A 23,661-nucleotide genomic window follows, 5' to 3' on the forward strand; every position below is an offset into this window, starting at 1 on the left:
AAAATATTACCAAAAAAAATGTTCTAAACTTAGTTAGAGCTGTAATTTTTTAAAAATTTTTTTCAAAATCACAGCTCACAAACCACTTTAGCTTTGTAATTGTCAGGATTTTAGTTGTTTTTTTGTCCCATAGACAAAATGATCCTCAGAAATCGCGAATTCCTCGATCACATTTGGATATTTTTGTTCCTCTAAATATTGATTATTAAATAAAATTGGGGTAAAAGGAATATGAGCATTTGAAATTTTTGGTACTGAATTTAACAAATTAATTGTATAAGGATGGACTGGGTTTGCAAAAATTGCCGAAGTTTTTCCTTTTTCGACAATTTTTCCAGCATGCATTATTAAAACTTCATCGGCAATATATTCAACAACTGATAAATCATGGGCGATAAAAATTAGAGAAAGATTTTTTTCTTTTACTAATTTTTTTAGCAAATTAATAATTTGGGCCTGAATTGAAATATCAAGTGAAGCCACTGGTTCATCGGCAATTATAACTTTTGGTTCAACAATTAAGGCTCGAGCAATTGCGATTCTCTGTCTTTGACCACCGGAAAATTCATGGGGATAACGATAGGCATATGATCTTAAAAGATTGACGCTTTCAAGTGCTTCATAAATCAATTCGCTTAAAACAAATTTGCGAATTGATTTTTTAAGAAAGAAAAATGGTTTGGTTTTCATTCCATAGAAAAGTTGGATATTTTTATAAATCCGATTTAAATTCTGCTGCTCAAAACCAAGCGATTTAATTATTGCCGTTTTTTCAAGAAAACGACTTTTTAAATTAGCAATTAACTCACGAAAATCGTGTTTGTGAGCTAGTTTTGAACCAAAAACTCGATGAACTAGTTTAATTCTTTGCTCATATGACTGGATTTTTTCAATGAAATTAGTATAATTTAGCTTTTCAACATTGATTTTTTGCTCTTGTTTTGTTTTCCAAGAGGTATATTTTCTAATAAAAAGGTCTTTTTCTTCTTCATAAATTGCTTCTTTTTGGGCCAGTTTTTCTTTTAATTCATTGAGTTTTTCTAGATTTTCGGCTTGCGGACTACTTCTTTTTTTATTATATGAATATTTATTTTTAAATTGGAGAAATTTTGTTTGAAAATTTACTTTTTCTTGATAAGTTTTTTTACGATTTTGGGCAATTTCTTTTAAACCTTGAATATCCAAAATGATAATTTCGGTACGGATTAATTGACTAAATAATTTTGTATTTGTATAATTTTTTTCATCTTTTTTATCGAAAGTCAAATTTTTATACTTTTCAATTTGACTTTTTTTGAAATTATTCATAATTTCAAATAATTTTTCAATCTCAGAAATATTAAGAAAGGAAAAAAGGTTTTTTTCAAGTAACAAAATATTTCTCCTATCAAGAAATTTGGCAATTTCCTTATTGATTATTGCTTGTTTTTTAAAAAATGAATAATTTTTTAGATCTGTTGTTACTAGCGCTTTGTTATTTGCAATTTTATATTCATAATTAAATTCGTCAATATAGGAAGTCAACAAATTGTTTTGAGCGGTGAATTTGTCAATCTCGAGTTGGGCCTCTTTTTTTAAATTAAGCGCTTTTACATTTAATGTTTTAATGAAAAAAGCTTTTTCTTGCTTTATTTTTTTTAGCTGGTCTTCATAATCTTTTTTAGCACTGCGGTAGTCAAATTCGACTTTTGCTTGCTGTTTTTGTCGGTAAATTTTTTGGACTTCATAGAAATAATCATATAATTTGGCCACATTTTCATAGCCAAGATTATATGATGAGCTAAATAATTTTTGTAATTTTTCAAAATAAAGCAAATAAGAATTAAAAAATTCGTTGATTTTTGCCTCTGTGATTTTATCGGTAGAAATTTGCGCTAAATTTTCTTCTATTTTTTCAATCCGAGATTGCCAGAAATTAATGAAATCTTGAAATTCAAAGTTACGTTTTTCGAGCATTTCAAGTTCAATTTCAAGATATTTTTGTTCTAAAGTTTTGGCAAAATGGAAAATTAGATCTGATCAGTCAAGGAAAATATCATCCATTTTTGACTTAATTATTCCGTTAATTACCAAAGTTTCTTTTAGAATGGAATAAACATTTTTCTGTTTATTTAGTGAAGAAAATGGATCTTGAAAGATCATCTGCATATTTTTTCTTAAGAAAAGATTCTGTTTTTTTGATAGTTTTTTTCCAGAAATTACTTGATTTAAAAGTTGAACCTGACCCCCAAAATTTTCATAAAGGCGAACAAGACAACGACCAATCGAGGTTTTTCCTGAACCGGATTCGCCAATTAGTGCTAAAACTTGGCCTTTTTTTAGCTCAATATCAATTCCATCAACGGCTTTAATAGTCCCAAATTTGTTTGTAAAATATTTTTCTAATTTTTTTGTTTCAAGAGCAATTTCCATTATAACACTTCTTTAAATAATTTTATTCTTGTTTTTAGTTCTTGATTTAGTTCAACTTTTGGAGCTTTAGGATGGAGCAATCAAGTTGCAGCTTCATGAGTCTCAGAAATTGGAATTAGTGGAGGTTCTTTTTCAAAATCAAGTGCTAAAGCATATTCATTTCGTGGAGCAAAAGGATCGCCGGCTCCTAAATTTTTTAGATCAGGGGGAGAACCTGTAATTGTATATAGTTGATTTTCTTTGTTAGTCCCTTCAGGAATCGCCGAAATTAGCGCTCATGTATAAGGATGTCTTGGATCTGTGAAAATATCTTGGCGGGTTCCTTTTTCAACAACTTTTCCGGCATACATTATATAAATATAATCACAAAATTTTGCAACTATTGAAATATTATGGGAAATAAAAATAATTGCAATTTTATATTTTTCCCTGATCTCATTAAGTAAGGCTAGAACTGAGGACTGAACAGTTGGATCAAGTGCTGTTGTCGGCTCATCGGCAATAATAATTGAAGGTTGCTGAGCAATTGTCATTGCAATTACGATTCGCTGTTTCATCCCTCCTGATAAAGTATGAGGATAAGAATTAAAACGTTTAGTAGCATTTTCAAGTCCAAAAGATTCAAGTAATTTAATCAAAAAGTCTTTCTTTTCTTGAATATTTTTAAAACGGCTATCATTTTTTAGCGCATCTAAAAGTTGTTTACCAATTGTTCTTGTCGGATTTAGTGCAACAAGTGGATCCTGGGGAATATAGCCAATTTTATGTCCTCTAATTTGTCTTCATTGCTTATCTTTTTGAAAATTAGTTACATCAATTCCATCAATTTCGATTTTATCTGCGCTGGTTTTAGCAAAATTATTAATTCCTAAAAGTGCTTTTGCACTTACTGATTTTCCAGAACCAGATTCGCCAACAAAGGCAATAATTTGACCCTGATAAAGACTTAAATCGATCCCTCTGATTACTTCAAGATATTCTTTTTTTCCAGTTTTAAAACTAATTCGGAGATTTTTTACTTCTAAAATCCGCTTTTTTTGCTGATTTTCCATTATTTTCTTCCCCCAATTCTTGGATCAAGGACATCATGGATTCCATTTGCAATAAATCGAGAAGTAACTGCAAGAATTACTAAAATTATTGAAGGTAATAAAAGTGCCATTGGATTTTTATTAGCAAGTGAAACTGATGAATTAATAATAAGACCTAAATTAGGACTTGAATCAGGTCCTTCTTTAATAAATCCTAAAAAAGCAAGCGCGGCAACTGTTGTAATTGAAGCAAAAATACTTGCAATAAAAACAGATAATAATTTCCCGAAAATATTAGGGAGAATATGATAGTAAATCTGACGTAATTTTGAAGCCCCAATTACTTTAGCAGCATAGACATATTCTTCATCTTTGACCATTATTGTATATAATCTTGCCTGATAAGCCGGTCTAGTTCAACCTGTAAGTGATAAAAGTAGAATCAAAGTGAGAGTATTAGGACCAAAAATTGCAATAAAAATAATAAATAAAATAATTCAAGGAATTGATCCAAAAATATCAATAATTCTTAAAATCACATTATCAATTCAGGTGCCAATATGAAATCCAAGGTAGGTACCTAAAATAATTCCAATTAAAAATTGGATTAGAGCAATTATAATTGCAATTCCTAGAGCATTTAAAGTTCCTTGTCAAGTTCTTAGTCAAATATCCCTACCATATTGATCGGTTCCAATAATTGAGACAAATTTTTTCCCATTTTCTAAAATTGACATTACCTGATAAGGATTTATTTGAATCTGCCAGCGATTTGGGAATAATTCAATTGTATCTCCTTTAATAAGTTGAATTTTATTTTCAAGTTCAATTGACCTAATTTTTTCTAAAATATCCGTGGATACCGTTGTTTTTATAAGACCTCAGCCACTTGGAAGTTGCTCATTTACAAGGACAGGATCGGCTTGTGAAATCGGTTTTGTTGAACTATAAGGACTTAAAATTACTGAAAAAATTGCAATAATTAAAAGCGATAAAAATAAAATTGTTGAAATCAGCGAAATTTTAGAGCGAAAAAATTTTAGAATTGCATCTTTTCAAAACTCAAGTATTCTTCCGGTTGAAATATAGTTTTTCTCAGAAAAACTTGCAGGTTTTAAAAGACTAATTTGCTCTTTTGTTAGATTATAGCGCTGGCTAAATTCTTTTGAACTAGGCATTATTTTTCTCCTTTCTTGGATAATTTCTGATTTTCCAATTTTTAATTTTTTCTCATAGACTTATTGGTGATTTATTCCCAAAACTAATTCGTGGATCCATGAAAAGATAGACAAGATCGCCGATGATATCAACGATTAAAGAAAGCGAGGTAAAGAAAATAATTGAAAACATCGAAATATTAACCTCGCCATCAAAAGCCGCGCTTACTAAAATACTTGAAGACCCCGGAATTCTAAAAAATTGTTCTAAAACAATTGATCCCGAAAGGAGAATTATATAAGAAAAAATTAGCGATCTTACAAGTGGAATTGCTGCATTTTTAAGGACATATTTAAAAAATATGTCCATTTTTGATAGCCCTTTTGCTTTGGCAATTAAAATATATTCAGAAGATAAAACGGTAATTACCTGATTTCGAACAAGAAAAACATAACCTGCAACTGAGGTAATCGAAAAGACAAAAATCGGCGGAATCAGCGAGGCTAGTGCAGTTGAGATCCCATAAGTTGAAGGGTCTTTGAATTCAAAAGGAAGACCAATTTTAATTGCAATTAAAACTACAAAAGGAGCTAAAACAAACGAAGGAATTGCTACAAAAAAAGTTGAGATCCCACTAATTGCTGCATCTTCGATCCGATCGCGGCGATAAGCAGCAACTGTTCCAAGAATAACTCCTAGAAAAGCACTAATTAAAAAAGATGGAAGAGAAACTAAAATTGTATAACGTAAAGGGCCAAAAAACAAACTAGGAATTTGACCATCTTCACCGGTTTTATAAATCGGGCCAAAATTTCCTTTAAAAACTTCTGCTGTATAAAATCAAAGTCGGGCTAAAGTTGATTGATCAAAATGGTATTTTGCCCGTAAATCAGCAAGTTTTTTCCCTTGATCGGCTACTTTTGATCCTTTTTCAACTAAATCACCAAAAGGATCAGGAGAAAAATTAGCAAGTAAGACAAAAACAATTATATAAATTGCTAAAAATGTAATCAAAGCAAGTAAAAGCCGTTTAAAAAAGTATTTCAGCGCCATTATTTTTCTCCTTTTTTATTATTTTTTTCCCATTTTTCTTTTAAAGGTTTAATGACAATCATATCTGGGGGTGTAAATGCATCATAAGTATCGTTTGCATTGGGAATTTCCAAGTTTGGATTTTGTAAAATTGCATAAGGGGTAGAAGAAAAAACGCTGACAAGATCGCTAAGGCCAAAACCTAAAAGCGAGGTAAGTTCGGCACTTAATTCAACAAGATCCTCATCAGAATTTTCTTCTTGAAAAGTCAAATTAAAAATTGCTGATTCAGCTAGAAAATCAAAATCAATTAAATCACCTTTATTTTTGTTTTTAGCATTAAGTTCTTCGACAAAGTTTTTCCAAACTTTGATTTTTTTTCCTGGATTTTCTGGATCATCTTCTTCGATCACAGACCCAATTATATAATTTGTTAAATCCGGGGAAAAATGTTGATTATGCGCGCCAAAATCAGGGGCATTTGTAGCATCTTTTCATTCTTCAAATTTGCGTATTCAACCTTTTTTTGCAAATTTATCAAAAAAATTTTTTGCTGCAAGGGCATATTTATAAATAAGGGGATAAGATTTTGCAATCTCAGAATTTTCGCCTCTTAGATAAATTGCTGAAAGCATTGCATAGCCAATGCCGTTTCTTTGAATTTTTCCATCTAAAACCGTTCCGATTCCGTTATAGTCATAACTCCAACCGCCAAAATCAAGCCCGCCCGTGCGGGTATATAAATAATTTGAGCGTCTTGCAAGGTCAGTAATTGGTCAGATTCGCTTGATTTTAAGTCGGGGATCGAGACTTTCGATTGCATCAGCGGCATTATTTATTGCTGCAATTGTTTTACTTCCGGTATCAGTATATAAACTATGACTAGTTCATTCAACTTTTTCATTTGGGCCAAGTTTGTTATCCTGTCAAAATTTATCAAGAATTTTTTTCATTCTTTCTTTTAAAATGTCAAAATTTGGTGCTTGAAATTGTTTTTTGCCGTTTTTTACATTGGCAAAATTTTGTTCTCTTTCGGATTTAGGATCTTTTTGATAATAAATTTTACCTGTAGCATCAACTAATTTAATTGTATTTACTTTTTGGTAAAAATCACGGGGTGTTTTTGATTTTGGATTTGAATTTAGTTTATTATCCGGGGAGATAAAATTATATCAGGCAAGTTGTTGGGAGGTAATTGCTTGTGAGGTTGTATATAAATTTCAAGCATTAGCGATTATCTGGCGGAATTCCAAACTTGGACCTGAAATCAAGTGTTCAATAATTTTAGCACTACCCTCAGCGATTTCTTTAAGGGGAACACCAAAATTTAATCTAGCAAAATTATCATTGAATCCATAGTATTTCTCATCAAAACTCACACCCGTTTCGGCCTTAAATTTCTGCCTTAGAGAGCCTGGAACTAAAAGAGAATAATACCATTTATGAAGGTCGTTTTTACTTTCTTGCCGATTTAGTGTTCAGCCAAATTTTGCTTGATTATTTGCTACCAAATTTTTCTGGGACTCACTAAGACTATCAAAACCGATTGCATTAATTGTCTGTTCGCGATAAGAATTAAACTGGGAATCTGCAAAAGCAGAAGCAGATGGATATTTTGAATAAAGAACATTAATTTTCTTAAAAATATAAGGAAAACTTTCTTTTCAACCAGTCCGGGGAAAATATTCATTGATCATTCAGGATTGTTTATGTTGATCAAAAACTGTTGGAAGATAAGGTGAATTATAAAGTAAATCCTTTTTAAAATCCTGGCCATATCAATAAGCCCCGAATTTTAAAGCATCGCCTGTTTCCCCAAAACGGCCTACTAATTTTCCATCTTTTTCTTTTGCAAGTTCTTTTGTTCTTTTATCAATAAAATCGGAAGGAACTGGTCTAAGCATCCCTGAAAGAACGATTTTATCAATAAAACCATTGAAAAAAACCTTTTCTTTATTTGCTCCTTTTTGAAAAGTAAGTGCTTTTTGGCCTTTAAATTTTTCAAGACTACCTTGATATTCCTGAATATATTTATTTTCATCATCTAAATCTTTTGGATCAAGGCCAAAAAGTTCAAGGAGATAAAAATTAGTAATTGTATTAGTAAAATAATTTGATTTTGGATCATAATTAGGAATTTTTTCCTGTGCTAACTTGTCAATTTCTGGACTTCCGCCAAATTTTTCGCGCTCACTTGGAACCGAAAGTCGCTGACTGCGAAACCCATAGAAATAATCCCGCGGTTTTAGATAATATCCTGAAGGTTTTCCATCCCAAGTAACCCAGTTTATTTGATCTTTTAGAAAAAACTGAACTTTTTTCGCTTTTTCAAGCGAAGCAGCAAAAAATTCGGAATTAATTGAATTTTTTGCTGCTGAAGTCAATTTTATTACTAATGACTTCGGTTTTTGACCTGGTTTTAGATAACCTAATTCATGTTGATCACTATCAAAAACTAGTTGAGTTCCATCATTTTGAGTAACCAAAATTGCTTTAATATTCACAAGGGCATTTCAGGAATAGCTTGGTTGGCTTGGTTCATATATAAATCGCTTGTCTTTTTTGGTTTGATCAGCTGCTAAAACACCGTTTTTTTCAATTTTTAGTTCATTTTCATAAACTGTTTGGATCAAAAATGAATTATTAAAATAAAGTTGTGAACTAGTCAATGGCGATGTGAAAGTGTTATTAAAACTTTTAAAAGCCCCAGGTGAAGAAGTTGCGCTGTTAACATTAATATTAAATTCCTGCCGCTGCCAGGCTGGCTGAACCCCGCAGGATAAAAAACTAACTAATGAAGTAATACTTAAAACTGAGCCAATAAATATTTTACCCACTTTTTTCTCCTTTTTTTTTTTTTTTTTTACTAAAAAAATAAAAAAACTACTATTTTGAATAGTAGTTTTAAATTTTAAATGGTGAATTTACTATATCAAAACAAAAACTACTATTATAAATAAAGCAAAAATCTAACATTAAACTTGCGAATAATGTTATTTTTTACTTTATATTTATAAGTAAAATTTGTCTGCATTGTATTTCCTGTAAAGCTATTATAGCACTTTTTTTAAAAAAACCAAAAAATTTCAAAAAATTTTTTTTCTTGGTTTTTTTAAATTTTGTTTTATAATATTTAAAACAAAAATTGAAAGAGTAGTAAGGCCAGCCCAATTGCAATTTTTGCTTTTATATATTATAAATAAGGTGGAATTATAATTTTATATTTTCCCCGCCGGAAAAATGATCCTAAGCCTTGCTTCAGCTACTTTTGTAATTGGGGTTTCTTTTTCTATTAACGAAAGTATATGTAAAAATTCTAATAAATCAAGGTAAAAATAAAAAACCTTTGTTTTTATAGTGTTTTTTAAAATATTATCTTTAGAAACAAAAAATTAATGCCGGTTTTTTAGAAAAACCCATAAAAGATTTTTAAATAAAATTTCAAAAATCTTTTATGTTTTTAAAATTATTAAAAAAAATTATATTTTTGTTAATAATTTTAAAAAAACGAAAAGAACCAAGAAATTACTAAGAAATTAAAAACTGCTTTTTTAATTAAAAATCGCAAAAAGCACTTAAATTACAGCACTTTTTTTACTTTTAGAATTTTAGGACAAAAAAACAAAAAAATTTTTTTAAATTTCTTATTTTTTTTGATATAATTTAAATTCTAACCGTTTTGGATTTTTTTGAAAGCTTTGATTTTTATTTTTTGTTCTTTGAGTTTTAGTTTTTCCATAACATTAAATTATGCTAAATGAAAAATTTCCTTTTGTTTGGCCGTTTTTAATATATAATTATAATGTATATTTCTAATTATGAAAAACCTTATAATTTATAGTATATTTTAATAACTAGGGAAAACAATATGTCAAAAATTTTAGCAACCCCAAAAGCAAGAGCGATGGCAAAACATGCTAATATTGATCTTGCTGATCTTAAAATTCAACATCGGAAAATTGAAGCTTCCGATGTTGAAAATTACATAAAATCCTTAAAATCAGCACAAACTAGTGCTGAAAAAGTAGAAGTTTCATCGTCTCAGCAGGCTGAAAAAACTTCTATTCCCGCGTCAATTCCGCCTAAATTAGAAGGAAAACGCGAGAAAATCGCTCCAATTCGAAAAGCAATTGCAAGAGCGATGACTAATTCTTGAAATTCAGTTGCCTATGTCAACCTCGTTAATCAAATTGACGTTAGCGATCTTTGAAAACTTAGAAAATCAGTTTTAGACCCTGTCCTAAAAACATCAGGTGTGAAACTAACATTTCTTGCTTTTATTGCCAAAGCCATTTTGATTGCTCTTAGTGAATTTCCTGTTATGGCAGCAAAATATGATGAAGCAACAAGTGAAATTGTCTATCCTGATACTTTAAATTTAGGTCTTGCTGTCGATACTGACGCCGGGCTTATGGTTCCAGTAATTAAGGATGCTCAAAAGCTTTCAATTGTAGAAATTGCAAAAGAAATTGTTCGTCTTGCCAAAGCTGCCCGTGAACGTAAAATTAAACCAAGCGAAATGCAAGGTGGATCATTTACAATCACAAATTATGGATCGGTTGGTTCACTTTATGGTGTTCCAGTAATAAATTATCCTGAACTGGCAATTGCTGGAGTAGGAGCTATTATTGATTCAGCCGAGGTCAAGGATGGTCAAATTGTTGCTTCAAAAATTATGCATTTAACAGTTGCTGCAGATCATCGTTGAATTGATGGTGCAACAATTGGTCGTTTTGCTGCAAGAGTTAAAGAATTATTAGAAAAACCAGAAATTTTAGGAATCTTATAATGTATAAATTTAAATTTGCTGATATCGGTGAGGGACTACATGAAGGTGTTGTTGCCCAAATTTATAAAAAAGAAGGGGAAACAGTCAATGAAGGTGATTCGCTTTTTTCTGTTGAAACTGATAAAATAACAGCGGATATTCCTTCCCCAAAAACCGGAAAAATCGTAAAAGTCTTAATGGCAGAAGGCGATACAATCCACGTCGGTCAAGAAATTTATCATATCGATGATGGCTCAGGAGCTGAAGCTGAAGTTGAAGAAGCAAAACCTGAAGCCGAAGAAAAACCCGCTGGAGGAGCCAGTGTTGTGGGCGAAGTTAAAGTTAGTGATGCACTTTTAAGCTTTGATTTTGGACCAAAAAAAGCAAAAACTGCTTCAGCAGAAAAAGTTTTAGCCGCTTCAGATTCAAAAAAAGTTGAAGACAAAATTGAAAAACCTACAAATTCAGGTAAAATTTATCAAGGTCAGATTGAAAAAGAATTTGATGTAATTGTTGTGGGTTCTGGACCTGGAGGTTATCTTGCTGCTGCTGAAGCTGGAAATGCCGGACTTTCTACCTTAATTGTTGAAAAAGAATTTTGAGGTGGAGTTTGTCTAAATGTTGGATGTATTCCAACAAAAGCAATGTTGAAAACCGCCGAGGTTTTTGATTATCTTGATCAATTTAGTGATTTTGGACTAAGTGGAAATTCTGATCTTAAAATTTCCTGAGAAAAAATGCACCAACGAAAAACCGAGGTGGTAAATAAATTAGTTGGGGGTGTCAAGGCAATTGTAAGATCGGCAAAAGCAACAAGTATTTTTGGTAAAGCTGAATTTGTCGGGGCACGTGAGATTAGTGTTGATGGTAAAGTTTATCGTGGAAAAAATGTGATTTTAGCAACTGGTTCAGTTGATCGAAAATTAAATCTACCCGGTTTTGATAAGGGTTATAGATCTGGAAAAATTATTACCTCAAAAGAAGCCATTAATTTAGAGCAAAAAATTGATTCAATTGTAATAATTGGTGGTGGGGTAATTGGTGTTGAATTCGCCCAAATTTTTTCGGCTGCCGGAATTAAGGTAACAATTTTGCAAAATCTGCCAAGATTATTAGCAAATCTAGATAGTGAAATTTCGCAGATAATTACTAAAAATTTAGTTGATAAAGGTGTTAAAGTTATTACAAATACCAACATTCTTCGTTTTGAGGATGATCAAATTATCTATGAATTTGAAGGTAAAACTGAGTTAATTACCGGTGAAAAAATTCTTGTAAGTATCGGTCGGCAAGCAAATTCTCAAGGTCTTGCTGAGGTTGGAATTGAACTTGATAGTCGTGGTAGTGTTATAGTCGATGATCAATGCAGAACAAATGTTGATAGAGTTTATGCAATTGGCGACCTTTCGGCTAAGGCAATGCTAGCACATGTTGCCTATCGACATGCGGTTGTTTCAGTAGCAGCAATTTTAGGTAAAACTGAAAAATATCAAGAAAAAACAGTACCTGCTTGCGTTTATACCCATCCAGAAATTGCTGTGGTTGGTTTAACCGAAGAACAAGCAAGGCAAGCCGGCCATGATTTTGTCATTGGAAAAGCAAGTTTTTCTCATATTGGGAAAGCAATTGCTTCTGGAAACGCGTACGGATTTGCTAAATTAATCATTGATAAAAAATACGGGGAAATAATTGGTGCTCACATTATCGGCCCGGTTGCAACTGATTTAATTTCAGAGATCGTAATCGCAATGGATAGTGAAGTAACAGTTTATGAACTTGCAGCGGCAATCCACCCGCATCCAACTTATAGTGAAATTATTTGAGAAGCTGCGCGTTCTGCAGTTACAAAATTGAAGAAAATTAAATAAATTATAAAAAATTCAATTTGGTTTTAAATTCTTAAAAACGATGTAAAAAACTTTTTTGTTTTACATCGTTTTTTTTAAATTAATTTTAGCGCAGATTTTTTACTTTAATTTGAAATTAAGTTAAAAATGAAAAAACACTATAAATTAATATACTAACTTAAAAAAAATTAGGTTTTTGTTTTTTTTAATAAAAACCTAATTTTTTGTTGTATAATATAAAATAAATTAAATTTAATTTTCCCAAACGCTGATCGCATTTTTGGCAATTAAAAGCTCTTCGTTAGTTTTAATTACAAAAATATCAAGATCGGATTCAGGAGCTGAAATTTTCTCAATTGGTCCAAATTCTGGGATTGGTTTTAAGTTTTTTTCTTGGTCAAGAACTAAATTTAAGCCGGGTATTTGAACTTTTTCGATTACCAGGGACCGAATAAAAGCTGAATTTTCGCCAACACCACCTGTAAAAACAAGCGCCTTAATGTTTTTACCGACCTTATTTATATAATTTACAAGATAATCAACAATTTTTTGGACATAAACTTCAAGGGCAAAACTTGCCTCTAAATTACCACTATTTTTTGCTGAAATTACATCGCGAAGATCAGAAGATACCCGTGAAAGCCCTAAAAGTCCGGAATTTTTATTTAGTAAATGATCAATTTCGCTAAAAGAAAAACTTGCCTCATTTGCCAAATATGGTATAATTGATGGATCAATATCACCGCTTCGAGTCCCCATGGCAACCCCGGCTAGCGGTGTCATTCCCATTGAAGTATCTAACGACTGTGAATTTTTAATTGCGCAGAGTGAAATTCCATTACCAATATGCATATTGACAAAATTTACCTTGTCAGAGTCATAAATTTTTTCAACTTGTGTGGTAATAAATTTATGAGAAATCCCGTGAAAACCGTACTTTCTAATTCCATATTTATCAGCAATTTCGGCATTAATTGGGTAGGTATAATTGATTTTTGGGATAGTACCATGAAAGGCGGTATCAAAACTTGCAGCCAGTTTTGCATTTGGAATTAATTCTTTAACTGCTTTAATTGTTGCCAGGGCGCCGGGATTGTGCAATGGCGCAAATTTTGCAGCTGCTTCAATTTTGGAAATTGCCATCTGATCTAATTTTGCCGGAGCTTTAAAACTTGCCCCACCATGGACAATTCTAAATCCAACAAGTTGGAATTCTTCAAGATTTTCAACAAGCTGATTTTCCTTCCAAAAGGCAATTTGGACTGCTAGTGCCTGACTGTGATTTGCAAAATTATCTTTGTATTTATAGTCTTTTTTGCCAAAAGACATTTTGATTAGACCATCTTCAAGACCAATTCTTTCAATTAGGCCTACACCTAATAATTCAAGATTTTCCTTTTGGAAAATCTGCCATTTAATTGATGAAGAACCAGCATTTACTACTAAAATTTTTGCTTTCACTATTTACCTTCTTCAACTTGTAGAGCGCTAATTAGCACGGTATTAAAGACATCTTGAGTTGTTGATCCCCGGGATAAATCATTAATTGGGGCATTAATTCCGGTAATTATTGGGCCAATTGCCCCAAAATTTCCCAATCTTTGGGCAATTTTATAGCCAATATTTCCTGCATCAAGATTCGGGAAAATTAAAATATTGGCGTTTTTACCTACATTTACTTCATATTTTTGGCGGCGAACTTCAATATCAAGGGCGGCATCAAGCTGAATTTCACCATAAGCTTCAATTGGAGATGTTGCATTAAACATTTGCGTCGCTTTAGCCACTAATTCTGACTGCGGTGATTTTGCTGATCCTTTTGTTGAAAAGGAAAGAAAAGCTGGTTTTGGATCAAAACCTAACTGAATAGCAAAATCAAGGGCATTTTTAGCAATATCAACAAGTTGATTCTCATTTGGAGCAATATTTACTGAAATATCACTAAATAAATATTTTTCCTGATCTTTATGCATAATCATTACTGATGAAATTGTTTTTATATTTGGTTTTGGGCCGATTATTTTAAAAGCTGCGCGTAAAATTTCGGCTGTTGGGTAATTAAGACCCCCGACAACTGCATCTACTTTTTTCTTTCTTAGTAGCATTGTTCCATAAAAAGCATTTGATTGAAATTGAATTTCGGCTGACTCAGGAGTTTCTTTTCCCTTGCGGAATTTAAGAAATTCCTTAATAAATTCCATTTTTTCTTGAAAATTAACTATATGTTGATCAACGTCAAGATTTGGAATTTCTTCATCAACTAGTAAAACCGGTTTTACTAAATTTTTTTCCTTTAAAAGTTTTGCCGCGGCAATTGCTCGCGGATCAGCGCCATCAATAATTAGAACTGAGCGTAAACTTTTTGTCTCATTTTGTTGCTCAAGTCTTGCTTGAAGATATTCTTGGTATGTCATGTTTTCCTTTCAAGTCCTAGAAAATTAACTTTTAAATTTTAAATCAAGTATAATTTTATACTTTTTTTTCGAAATTTTCATAAAAAAGCTTTAAAAAATCTATTGCTTATTTAAGAAAATTAATCAATATCTTCGATAAAACCAAAATTTAGATCATTAGGTCGTGTAAATTTATTTTTCTTTTTTAGACAAATATATAAGGTATTTTTAAAATCATCATCATTTTCGAAATTTTCAATTTCTTCAAAATCAGCAAGTCCAATTGTTAAAATTTTATAATAGGATTCAAAATATTCCCTAAATATTTTAAAATTCAAAACAATCATAAAAGTAAAAAATGTAGCCTCAAGGATGATAAACACAGTTAATCCAAGATTTTTATCTATAAAAATTTTACTAACCAAATCAGTTTTGAGTCAATTTGAGGCAAAAGTATAAAATAATTCCTCGATAATTGATAAGGTTATAAGAATAAAAAAGAGAGCGAAAAATGATCAGCCAAGAAATGACATTATTGCCAGATTTTTATTCATCGACTTAATCTCTTCAAAATAATTGACCTTATATTCACGCAGTCGGAAATCGTTTGCATAAGGTTTTCCGTCTTTTATTGAACATTTTTTAACTAAAAAATTAAAAATTTGTTTTTTATTTGAACCTATAAATAAACCCAGAGGCATAATACTTAATAAGTCAAATCCAGCAACTTTTTCGGTGTTTTTATAATTAAATTCTTGAAATTCTTGCCAGAAATTATTGCTAATTAAGAAATTTTTCCTCACATTTTCAGGTTCGAAATGGAGAGATAAACCAGAAAATAAAAAATTATTTTTCTTAAAGATACGTCCACCTTTTAAAATAAAAAATAAAGCAAAAAGAAAAAAAATAATTGATAAAGTTCAAAAAATTCAAAGAACTTTATCAAGATTTTTAACAAAAATATTAAGATCAGCTATTTTTTCTCCATTGTTTTCCAGTCAGTTTTTAAAATTTATCTCTAAAAATAGACCTATTCCTAAAAAATAAAAAAATAAGCTTAAAAAAAATACGATTTTAAGCAAAATTAACTTATTTTTTTTAATTTTCCGGTGAAAAAATAAAACATATTTTCTAATCTCTTCACGTTTTTTCATATTGTTAATAGTTGTTTTTCAATTGACTTGTTATTACCAAATTAGTTAAAACTGAAATAGCTGAGACTAAAGTATCAAGAATACTTATTATTGCACCTAAAGGATTTGCATATTTTATCGTTGTTAGAACACCGCGTTTTAATTTCCCTGCAATTTTTAGACCATCAACTATTTTATGAGCAGAAAAAAATGCTTTTTTAAATAATGATTCAGTAACAAGATCACGTAATACTGTATTTGTTATTTTTCTTCCTAGTATTTTTGAAACCATTACTTTCATTACCTTTTCAATTGTAGTTTTAATTAAATAACGTACTGCAGATGCTTGAGTTGATATATTTATGATATTATAAAAAAAGATAAAATCAGGGTCTTTATTCTTCAATTTGGTTTTTAATTCGTCTTTAAATTCTTCAAAATTCATCTTTTATTTTTGCATCGTTTAGAAAATCATCAATCAAATTCTCTTGTTTTAGTTTTGTTGTTTTTATATTTGTATCAGTTTTTTGAGATAAAATTCTTTCATTTTTTGGTGGGGTTGGCGGGTTTTTGTGTTTTTCAGGATTTGGTTCTATTTTTTCTTGGATATATAAAACATTTTTTGGGTGTATATCAAGTTCAAAACTAGAACTTGTATATTCTAAATATTTATCTAAAACTTCTATTGGAGTTATTTTTTTTAGTTCTAATTGCCTCTAAATTATCATAATGATCAAATTTAAATCTTGTTTTTAATTGCAAATCATCAATATTTTCTAAACTAAAATTTAAAAAATTTTCTATTCCTGGATAATCGTCAAAATCAACATTTTCAATATTTCCCTGCATTTGTAGGAATTTTTTTTCAAATTCTTTCTGCGCATAAGCGCCATCAGAAATTGACATTTTTACCGGGGTTATTTCATAAATTTCTTTTGGCAAAACCATTGCAGGTCTTGGATTTCTTCCTTGAAAAATATCCATATTTGCAACTTGATAGACAGGGGCTAAAACCCCTGGAAGTTGGGATAAATCACCTAAATTAAATAGAATTTTCTTCATAAATCATCCCATTATTTATAATTTTTGCTAGTTGATCAAGCTGATAAAATTTCTTTTCCATTTCTTCTCCTAGCGCCTTAACTATACCTAGAAAAGAATTATTTTTTGAATAAATTTCAAAAATATTAAATCCGAGATTTGGACTTCAAAAATAGATTTTCTCTTCTTTTTCTCTTCAGAATTTAAACCCTTTATTTTCTAAGGTAATTTTTAGATTTTCACTAAAAAAATTTTTGTCAATAATTAAAAAATTTTCATTATCACAAACATTAAAACCGAAAGGAATTATACTATGCTTTAAATAAAAAACAATATTTTTTGAAGTTGTTATTTTGAAAAATGTAGAAATATACATAGTACCAAAACAAAAATCATCAAATACATAATCTAAATCTTTTTCCTTAACCACAGATCAATATTCTTGGCTAATATTTTTGATTTTTAATTCGTTATTTGATGCTAAAATTTCAAATTTTTCCACGTTTTCAAATAAAAAACCGCTCTGGTGAACCATTTTATTTATCGATCAAGAATTAAAATCAAAAACAAATTTCCTTTCACGATAAACCGTTTTTAAGAAAAAACAAATTAAAGATGAAAAAAATGCCACTATACCAGAGGAAAGAGCAGTATATAAAATAATGAAAATTACATTTTCTTCATTTGTGCCAGAATTTTTAAGAATTAGTACATTAAAAAGTAGAACAAAAGTTATTAATGTAAACATTACCGCAATTCTTAAGAAAAAATTAAAAGTTTTATCTATTTTTTTTAATCGAAATCCAACCAGCATAAATCTTTGTCAGTATTTATCAAGTCGGTATTTTTTCATTATTTCTACTAAAATATTATTTGAATTTGTATTTTCCATAATCTAAAATTTTACATTTTTTTATAACAATTTTTAAAAATTACCCTTTAATTTATAGTATTTTTTTATTTTTTAGTCTAAATTATAAAATTATCTTGAATTTTATTTGAATTTTTATAATTTAGTACTAAAAAATACAAATATTTTTTCCTATTCTAAGAAAAATTCATTTTTTAAAAAAAATTGATTTTTATAGTATAATTTATTTGTATAATTGAATTAACTTGATTTGAAAGGGAACAAAATGAAAAAAATGCTTAGAAAAAAATTCTTGTATTCATCAGCTATTTATGCAACTTCGCTTGCATCAATTATTGCATTTGTTGCAGCAGGTTGTGGACAGACAGAATCAGGTTCGACTTCAGATTCTAAACCACAAGCCGAGACTCTAAAACATAAAGTAAGTAATGATTCTATTCGAATAGCACTAACCGATCCGGATAATCCTCGATGAATTAGTGCCCAAAAAGATATTATTTCTTATGTTGATGAAACAGAGGCAGCAACTTCAACAATTACAAAAAACCAGGATGCACAAAATAACTGACTCACTCAGCAAGCTAATTTAAGTCCAGCGCCAAAAGGATTTATTATTGCCCCTGAAAATGGAAGTGGAGTTGGAACTGCTGTTAATACAATTGCTGATAAAGGAATTCCGATTGTTGCCTATGATCGACTAATTACTGGATCTGATAAATATGATTGGTATGTTTCTTTTGATAATGAAAAAGTTGGCGAATTACAAGGTCTTTCACTTGCGGCGGGTCTATTAGGAAAAGAAGATGGTGCTTTTGATTCAATTGATCAAATGAATGAATATCTAAAATCACATATGCCCCAAGAGACAATTTCTTTTTATACAATCGCGGGTTCCCAAGATGATAATAATTCCCAATATTTTTATAATGGTGCAATGAAAGTACTTAAAGAATTAATGAAAAATTCGCAAAATAAAATAATTGATTTATCTCCTGAAGGCGAAAATGCTGTTTATGTCCCAGGATGAAATTATGGAACTGCCGGTCAAAGAATCCAATCTTTTCTAACAATTAACAAAGATCCAGCAGGTGGTAATAAAATCAAAGCTGTTGGTTCAAAACCAGCTTCTATTTTCAAAGGATTTCTTGCCCCAAATGATGGAATGGCCGAACAAGCAATCACCAAATTAAAACTTGAAGGATTTGATACCCAAAAAATCTTTGTAACTGGTCAAGATTATAATGATAAAGCCAAAACTTTTATCAAAGACGGCGATCAAAATATGACAATTTATAAACCTGATAAAGTTTTAGGAAAAGTTGCTGTTGAAGTTCTTCGGGTTTTAATTGCAAAGAAAAATAAAGCATCTAGATCAGAAGTCGAAAACGAACTAAAAGCAAAACTACCAAATATTTCATTTAAATATGATAATCAAACATATAAAGTGCAAGGTAAAAATATTAATACAATTTTAGTAAGTCCAGTAATTGTTACAAAAGCTAATGTTGATAATCCTGATGCCTAAAATTTCTAAAAGTTAAAAATTTGATCTTATTTTATTAAAAATTAACATAAAAAATTAGCTTAAATTTTATATAATTTACCTAATAAAATTTAGAGCTAATTTTTTATTTATGAAAGGATATTAAATTGAAAAAAACTAATATTCTATCACTAAAAAAAATAAAAAAAGTTTATGGTCCTGTAATTGCTCTTTCTGATGTGACTTTTGTTGTTCCAAAAGGGGAAATAACTAGCCTAGTTGGTGAAAATGGCGCGGGAAAATCGACACTTTTAAAAATTTTATCAGGAGTGATTCCTGCTGGACAATATGAAGGTGATCTAATTTTTGAAGATAAAATTATGGCTTTTGCAAATACAAAAGCCTCCGAACGTGTCGGAATTGCAATAATTCATCAAGAACTTTCAATTTCACCTTATTTATCAATTTGCGAGAACATGTATATCGGTAATTATCCGACTAAATTTGGCAAAGTTAACTGAAATAAGATGATTTCCGAATGCAAAAAATATCTAGAAATGGTCGGTCTTGATGAAGATCCAACAACAATTGCTGGCTCTCTTTCGATTGCAAAACAGCAAATGGTTGAGATCGCAAAAGCACTTTCAAAAAATGCAAAACTACTAATTTTAGATGAACCGACTTCCTCTTTAAATGATGAAAATGCTTTTCGCTTACTTGATATTATGAAAAGTTTAAAAAGTAAAGGAATTACTTCGATTTTTGTCTCCCATAAATTAAATGAAGTCAAATATGTCTCTGATAATATTGTTGTAATCCGCGATGGTAAATTCATTTCCCAGTATAATAAAAATGAAGAAATAATTGATGAAAACCGGCTAATTCAGGACATTGTTGGCCGGCCTTTAAAGTCCAAATTTCCTCCTAGGGATTTAGATCGAAAAATCGGGGAAATTATTTTTGAGATCAAAGATATAGTTATTCCTCATGCTAGTATTGCAAATTATAATGTTGTCAAAAATGCTTCCCTTGATGTAAAACAAGGCGAAATTGTCGGAATTTCCGGACTTGTTGGATCGGGTCGAACCGAATTAATGCTTTCACTTTTTGGGCAGTATTATAACAAACCTTCAAGTGGCAAAGTTTTCTATAAAGGTAAAGAAGTAAAATTTACTAACACAAAACAGGCAATCAAATCGGGAATTATGTATGCTTCCGAAGATCGAAAAAATGTTGGTCTAATCCAAATTTTTTCGATTCAAAATAATATCACTTCCGCCGCTTTGCATTTATTTTCAAAATGAGGAATTCTAAATAAAAATAAGGAAATAATTAATGCCCAAAAACTAAAAAAAGATGTAAGTATTAAAACAAAAAATATTCTAAATAATGTCGAATCCCTTTCTGGGGGAAATCAGCAAAAAGTTGTAATTGCCAAAGCTTTAAGCACCAAATTTGACCTTCTAATTATCGATGAGCCAACAAAAGGTATTGATGTTGGCTCAAAATACGAAATTTATAAAATTTTACTAGACCTTTCATCACAAGGTAAAACAATTATTGTAATCTCTTCGGAAATTGAAGAACTTTTAGGAATCACCGATCGAATTTTTGTCATGTCCCAGGGAATTATCAAAGGTCAGATAAAAACTTCTGAGGCAAATCAAGAAAAAATTATGCAACTAAGTATTGGGGGTCTTATCTAATGGAATTTTTTAATAATTTTAAAAATAATTTAAAAGATTTTGCAAAACCAGTTAAAAATTATCTAAATGAGACAAAAAGTGGACATTATCTTCAAGCCAGCCTCCACCATCTAAAAAAATTTTCAATGTTATATATTTTTCTTCTGGTTTTTGTTATTTTTTTAGGGATTACCAAAGGAACTTTATTACAAGCAAATACATTCACCCTTTTATTTCAAAATAATTCTTATATTATTATTTTGGCAATGGGGATGCTACTTGTAATTTTAAGTGGAAATATTGATCTTTCTGTTGGAACTCTTGTCGGTCTTTTAGGACTATTTTCGGTTTATATTTATAATAATACCGGCCAAAGTATTTGACTAACTTTTATACTTACAACGCTAATCGGGGCTGCAATTGGTTTTATCCAAGGCTGACTTATTGGTTATGGAAATATCCCGGCATTTATTGTAACTTTAGGTGGATTTCTTGCTTTTAAAGGGGCTCAACTTGTCTATTCAAATGGGGCAACACTGACTCCAATTGGATCCGTTGATTCAACTTATATTAAGGGAACAATTGAAGGAATCCCTGATCTAAAAGTAGGGAATATTTGAATTTTTTCTTTACTTTTACCTCTAATTTTAGGCGCAATTATTGTTAGTCTGCGAACTTGAGGATATTATACAAAAAGAAAATTTGGCATTAAAGTTCAAAATATTATTATTTTTACAATAATTCAAGTAATTATTTTTTCTTTATTCCTTGCTTGTGGTATAATATTTTCACTTGGAGATAAATCAATGCGTTACTATGTTTTATATGTAGGTATTGCACTGGCTTTATTTACTTTTCTTAGCCAAAATACCGCTTTTGGGCGCTCTGTTTATGCAATTGGTGGCAACCGGAAAGCTGCTCTATTATCCGGAGTCAATGTTAAAAGAACAACAATGATAATTTTTATTATCATTGGCGCACTAGCCGGATTTTCTTCGATTATTTTCACAGCTACTTATTCTTCTGCGACTTCTTCGCGAGGTGATGATCTTGCTCTTGATGTCATTTCAGTTGTCTTTACTGGTGGAGCTTCAGTCTATGGTGGAATTGGATCGGTTAGTGGAACGATATTAGGAACATCAATTATCGGGGTAATCAACCAAGGTTTGCTTGTTCTAAATGTTGCCGAATCACAAAAATACATAATTAAAGGACTAATTTTAGTTGCTGTTGTTGGATGAGATGTTCTCTCAAATAAGAAAAATAACTAAAAAAATCTTTAAAACAAAAGAAAATAAGTCAAATTTTTCCTTTTGTTTTGCTTGTGAAAAACAACAAATCCATTTTTTCAATGAAATTTTTATTGAAAAAATGGATTTTAAACTTGTTTTACTTGAAAATAAAAATTATGAAATTATTAATTTAAATTTTAAATACACAAAATCGCAAAATCAACATTTTCTTCCTTTTGAAGTCAGCCATAAATTTTTAAAAATTCAAGGAAGTATCATTATCACTTTTAAAGCCGATCAGATAATAATTGAAAAAAGAATTAATGCAAATAGGAAAATCAAAACTGCCATCAAAACCAAAATTATTCTTGCAAATCAAGTAATAAAAAATCTAGAACCAGATCAAGTTTTAACAAATTTTCAATCTTATCAGGTTAATTATTTTTCTTCCTATCAAAACTGAATTCTTCAAAATAAAAATGAATTAATTGATCTACTTGAAATCCAAGATACTAGAAAAGCTCAAAAAAATTGAAAAACTACTAATAATAATATAAATTATCATACTATCAAAATAAAAATTGGACTAAAAAATGATAAAATATAATTTTGCCACTATCGACATCGGCGGAACAAATACACGTTTTGCAATTTTTAGTGATAATAAAATCACAAAAAAAATTAAATTTGCCACTGATGTTATAAATTATAAAAAAATTCTTGATAAAATTCTTGATCTAGTTAGCCAATACAAGATTAACGCAATCGCCTTGTGCATCCCTGGTCCGGCTGATTATCAAAAAGGGATTATTCTCTCTTCGCCTAATTTAATAGGCTGAAATGGAATAAATATTAAGGAATATCTCCTAAATAATTCTAAATTAGAATATGCTATCTTTGAAAATGATGCAAATGCAATGGCATTTGCCAATCATATTTTTTATAAAAATACCAAAAAAGGCGTAACTCAGTTTTATACAATCTCAACTGGTTTTGGTGCTGGACTCGTAATTAATAATAAAATTTTTCATGGTGCTAATGGTTTTGGACAGGAAATTGCACATATTCCAACCTCAAAAATATTTAATAAAAAGCATCATCTAAATAATTATGCAGCTGAATTATTTATCTCGGGAACAGGAATGTCTTTAAGAGCTAAAGATAAAAACTTAGAACAAACCGAACCAAAAAATATTATCGCACTATCTCAAGAAGATAAAGGCTACAGACAAATTGTTGGCGACTGTATTGATACCTTGGCGCGAACAATTTCGATAACAATTGGAATTTTAAATCCTAATTTGATGGTTTTTGGCGGTTCTATAGCTGAGTATAATTTTTGAATAATTCAAAAAGCGATCAAAAAAGCGAAACAGTGAACAAATAAAGACCAATGAGAAGCTATAAAGTTTGAAAAAGATCCTTTTGGTGATGATTCGGCTTTATTTGGGCTTTACTACCTAATATTAGAAAAAACAAAGAAATAAAGCTAAAAATAGGAAAAAATTAGGAAAAATCAGCTATTTTTATCTTTTTTAGAATTTTTTTGCATTTTTGCCTAATTTAGGTAGAATC

The 23,661-nt window shown here is 30.1% G+C and carries 18 protein-coding genes; 7 read left to right on the forward strand and 11 right to left on the reverse strand.

The genetic code is table 4. The features are described from left to right. Nucleotides 1–87: 87 nt before the first annotated feature. From MHJ_RS04010 to MHJ_RS02680, 5 genes are read right to left on the reverse strand one after another with little or no spacing between them, the layout of a single operon-like run. On the reverse strand, nt 88–2,412 hold the full coding sequence (locus MHJ_RS04010; RefSeq protein WP_044284685.1) for an ATP-binding cassette domain-containing protein: 2,325 nt from the start codon (nt 2,410–2,412) through the stop codon (nt 88–90). Further along, nucleotides 2,412–3,464, reverse strand: a complete 1,053-nt coding sequence (locus tag MHJ_RS02665) for an ABC transporter ATP-binding protein (protein ID WP_011284249.1) — start codon at nt 3,462–3,464, stop codon at nt 2,412–2,414. The genes MHJ_RS04010 and MHJ_RS02665 overlap by 1 nt, the downstream gene beginning before the upstream one ends. Next, a complete protein-coding gene (locus MHJ_RS02670; RefSeq protein ID WP_011206334.1) occupies nt 3,464–4,621 on the reverse strand; it encodes an ABC transporter permease in 1,158 nt (385 codons plus the stop codon). The genes MHJ_RS02665 and MHJ_RS02670 overlap by 1 nt, the downstream gene beginning before the upstream one ends. Next, nucleotides 4,614–5,654: an ABC transporter permease gene (locus MHJ_RS02675; RefSeq protein WP_011206335.1), complete on the reverse strand. Its 1,041-nt coding sequence runs from the start codon at nt 5,652–5,654 to the stop codon at nt 4,614–4,616. The genes MHJ_RS02670 and MHJ_RS02675 overlap by 8 nt, the downstream gene beginning before the upstream one ends. Further along, nucleotides 5,654–8,503, reverse strand: a complete 2,850-nt coding sequence (locus tag MHJ_RS02680) for an OppA family ABC transporter substrate-binding lipoprotein (RefSeq protein ID WP_408631359.1) — start codon at nt 8,501–8,503, stop codon at nt 5,654–5,656. Before MHJ_RS02680 ends, MHJ_RS02675 begins: the two co-directional genes overlap by 1 nt. 998 nt (nt 8,504–9,501) lie before the next feature. Between MHJ_RS02680 and MHJ_RS02685 the strand changes: the two genes are divergently transcribed. Both MHJ_RS02685 and lpdA read left to right on the forward strand, forming a co-directional pair. Next, on the forward strand, nt 9,502–10,422 hold the full coding sequence (locus MHJ_RS02685) for a 2-oxo acid dehydrogenase subunit E2 (RefSeq protein ID WP_011206337.1): 921 nt from the start codon (nt 9,502–9,504) through the stop codon (nt 10,420–10,422). Continuing rightward, on the forward strand, nt 10,422–12,269 hold the full coding sequence (gene lpdA / locus MHJ_RS02690; RefSeq protein ID WP_011284252.1) for a dihydrolipoyl dehydrogenase: 1,848 nt from the start codon (nt 10,422–10,424) through the stop codon (nt 12,267–12,269). The genes MHJ_RS02685 and lpdA overlap by 1 nt, the downstream gene beginning before the upstream one ends. Before the next feature lie 231 nt (nt 12,270–12,500). Here the strand turns inward: lpdA and MHJ_RS02695 are convergent, their stop codons facing one another. From MHJ_RS02695 to MHJ_RS02720, 6 genes are all read right to left on the reverse strand, one after another. Further along, nucleotides 12,501–13,709, reverse strand: a complete 1,209-nt coding sequence (locus MHJ_RS02695) for an acetate/propionate family kinase (RefSeq protein ID WP_011284253.1) — start codon at nt 13,707–13,709, stop codon at nt 12,501–12,503. Continuing rightward, complete coding sequence (locus MHJ_RS02700; protein WP_011206340.1) at nt 13,709–14,662, reverse strand: phosphate acetyltransferase; 954 nt, start codon at nt 14,660–14,662, stop codon at nt 13,709–13,711. The genes MHJ_RS02695 and MHJ_RS02700 overlap by 1 nt, the downstream gene beginning before the upstream one ends. Before the next feature lie 119 nt (nt 14,663–14,781). Next, nucleotides 14,782–15,795, reverse strand: a complete 1,014-nt coding sequence (locus MHJ_RS02705) for a hypothetical protein (protein WP_011284254.1) — start codon at nt 15,793–15,795, stop codon at nt 14,782–14,784. A gap of 4 nt (nt 15,796–15,799) precedes the next feature. Then, nucleotides 15,800–16,219, reverse strand: a complete 420-nt coding sequence (locus MHJ_RS02710) for a hypothetical protein (protein ID WP_011206342.1) — start codon at nt 16,217–16,219, stop codon at nt 15,800–15,802. A 224-nt stretch (nt 16,220–16,443) separates the two neighbouring features. Further along, on the reverse strand, nt 16,444–16,836 hold the full coding sequence (locus MHJ_RS03940) for a hypothetical protein (RefSeq protein ID WP_237697212.1): 393 nt from the start codon (nt 16,834–16,836) through the stop codon (nt 16,444–16,446). Beyond that, nucleotides 16,817–17,707, reverse strand: a complete 891-nt coding sequence (locus tag MHJ_RS02720; protein WP_237697213.1) for a hypothetical protein — start codon at nt 17,705–17,707, stop codon at nt 16,817–16,819. Before MHJ_RS02720 ends, MHJ_RS03940 begins: the two co-directional genes overlap by 20 nt. A 244-nt stretch (nt 17,708–17,951) precedes the next feature. Here MHJ_RS02720 and p46 point away from each other — a divergent pair, with 244 nt between their 5' ends. The 5 genes from p46 to MHJ_RS02745 all read left to right on the forward strand — a co-directional run bounded on the left by p46 (nt 17,952) and on the right by MHJ_RS02745 (nt 23,573). Next, nucleotides 17,952–19,211: a surface antigen P46 gene (gene p46 / locus MHJ_RS02725; RefSeq protein ID WP_011206345.1), complete on the forward strand. Its 1,260-nt coding sequence runs from the start codon at nt 17,952–17,954 to the stop codon at nt 19,209–19,211. A 125-nt stretch (nt 19,212–19,336) separates the two neighbouring features. After that, nucleotides 19,337–20,875 (forward strand): sugar ABC transporter ATP-binding protein, encoded by a 1,539-nt coding sequence (locus MHJ_RS02730; RefSeq protein WP_044284687.1) that lies wholly within the window; start codon nt 19,337–19,339, stop codon nt 20,873–20,875. Then, a complete protein-coding gene (locus tag MHJ_RS02735) occupies nt 20,875–22,125 on the forward strand; it encodes a sugar ABC transporter permease (RefSeq protein ID WP_011284258.1) in 1,251 nt (416 codons plus the stop codon). Before MHJ_RS02730 ends, MHJ_RS02735 begins: the two co-directional genes overlap by 1 nt. Continuing rightward, nucleotides 22,097–22,693 (forward strand): hypothetical protein, encoded by a 597-nt coding sequence (locus MHJ_RS02740; protein WP_044284688.1) that lies wholly within the window; start codon nt 22,097–22,099, stop codon nt 22,691–22,693. Before MHJ_RS02735 ends, MHJ_RS02740 begins: the two co-directional genes overlap by 29 nt. Beyond that, nucleotides 22,680–23,573 carry an ROK family protein gene (locus MHJ_RS02745; RefSeq protein ID WP_044284689.1) on the forward strand — a complete coding sequence of 298 codons (894 nt, stop codon included), beginning with the start codon at nt 22,680–22,682 and terminating at the stop codon, nt 23,571–23,573. The genes MHJ_RS02740 and MHJ_RS02745 overlap by 14 nt, the downstream gene beginning before the upstream one ends. Nucleotides 23,574–23,661 lie beyond the last annotated feature (88 nt).

The organism is Mesomycoplasma hyopneumoniae J (assembly GCF_000008205.1).
GTDB lineage: Bacteria > Bacillota_I > Bacilli_A > Mycoplasmatales > Metamycoplasmataceae > Mesomycoplasma > Mesomycoplasma hyopneumoniae.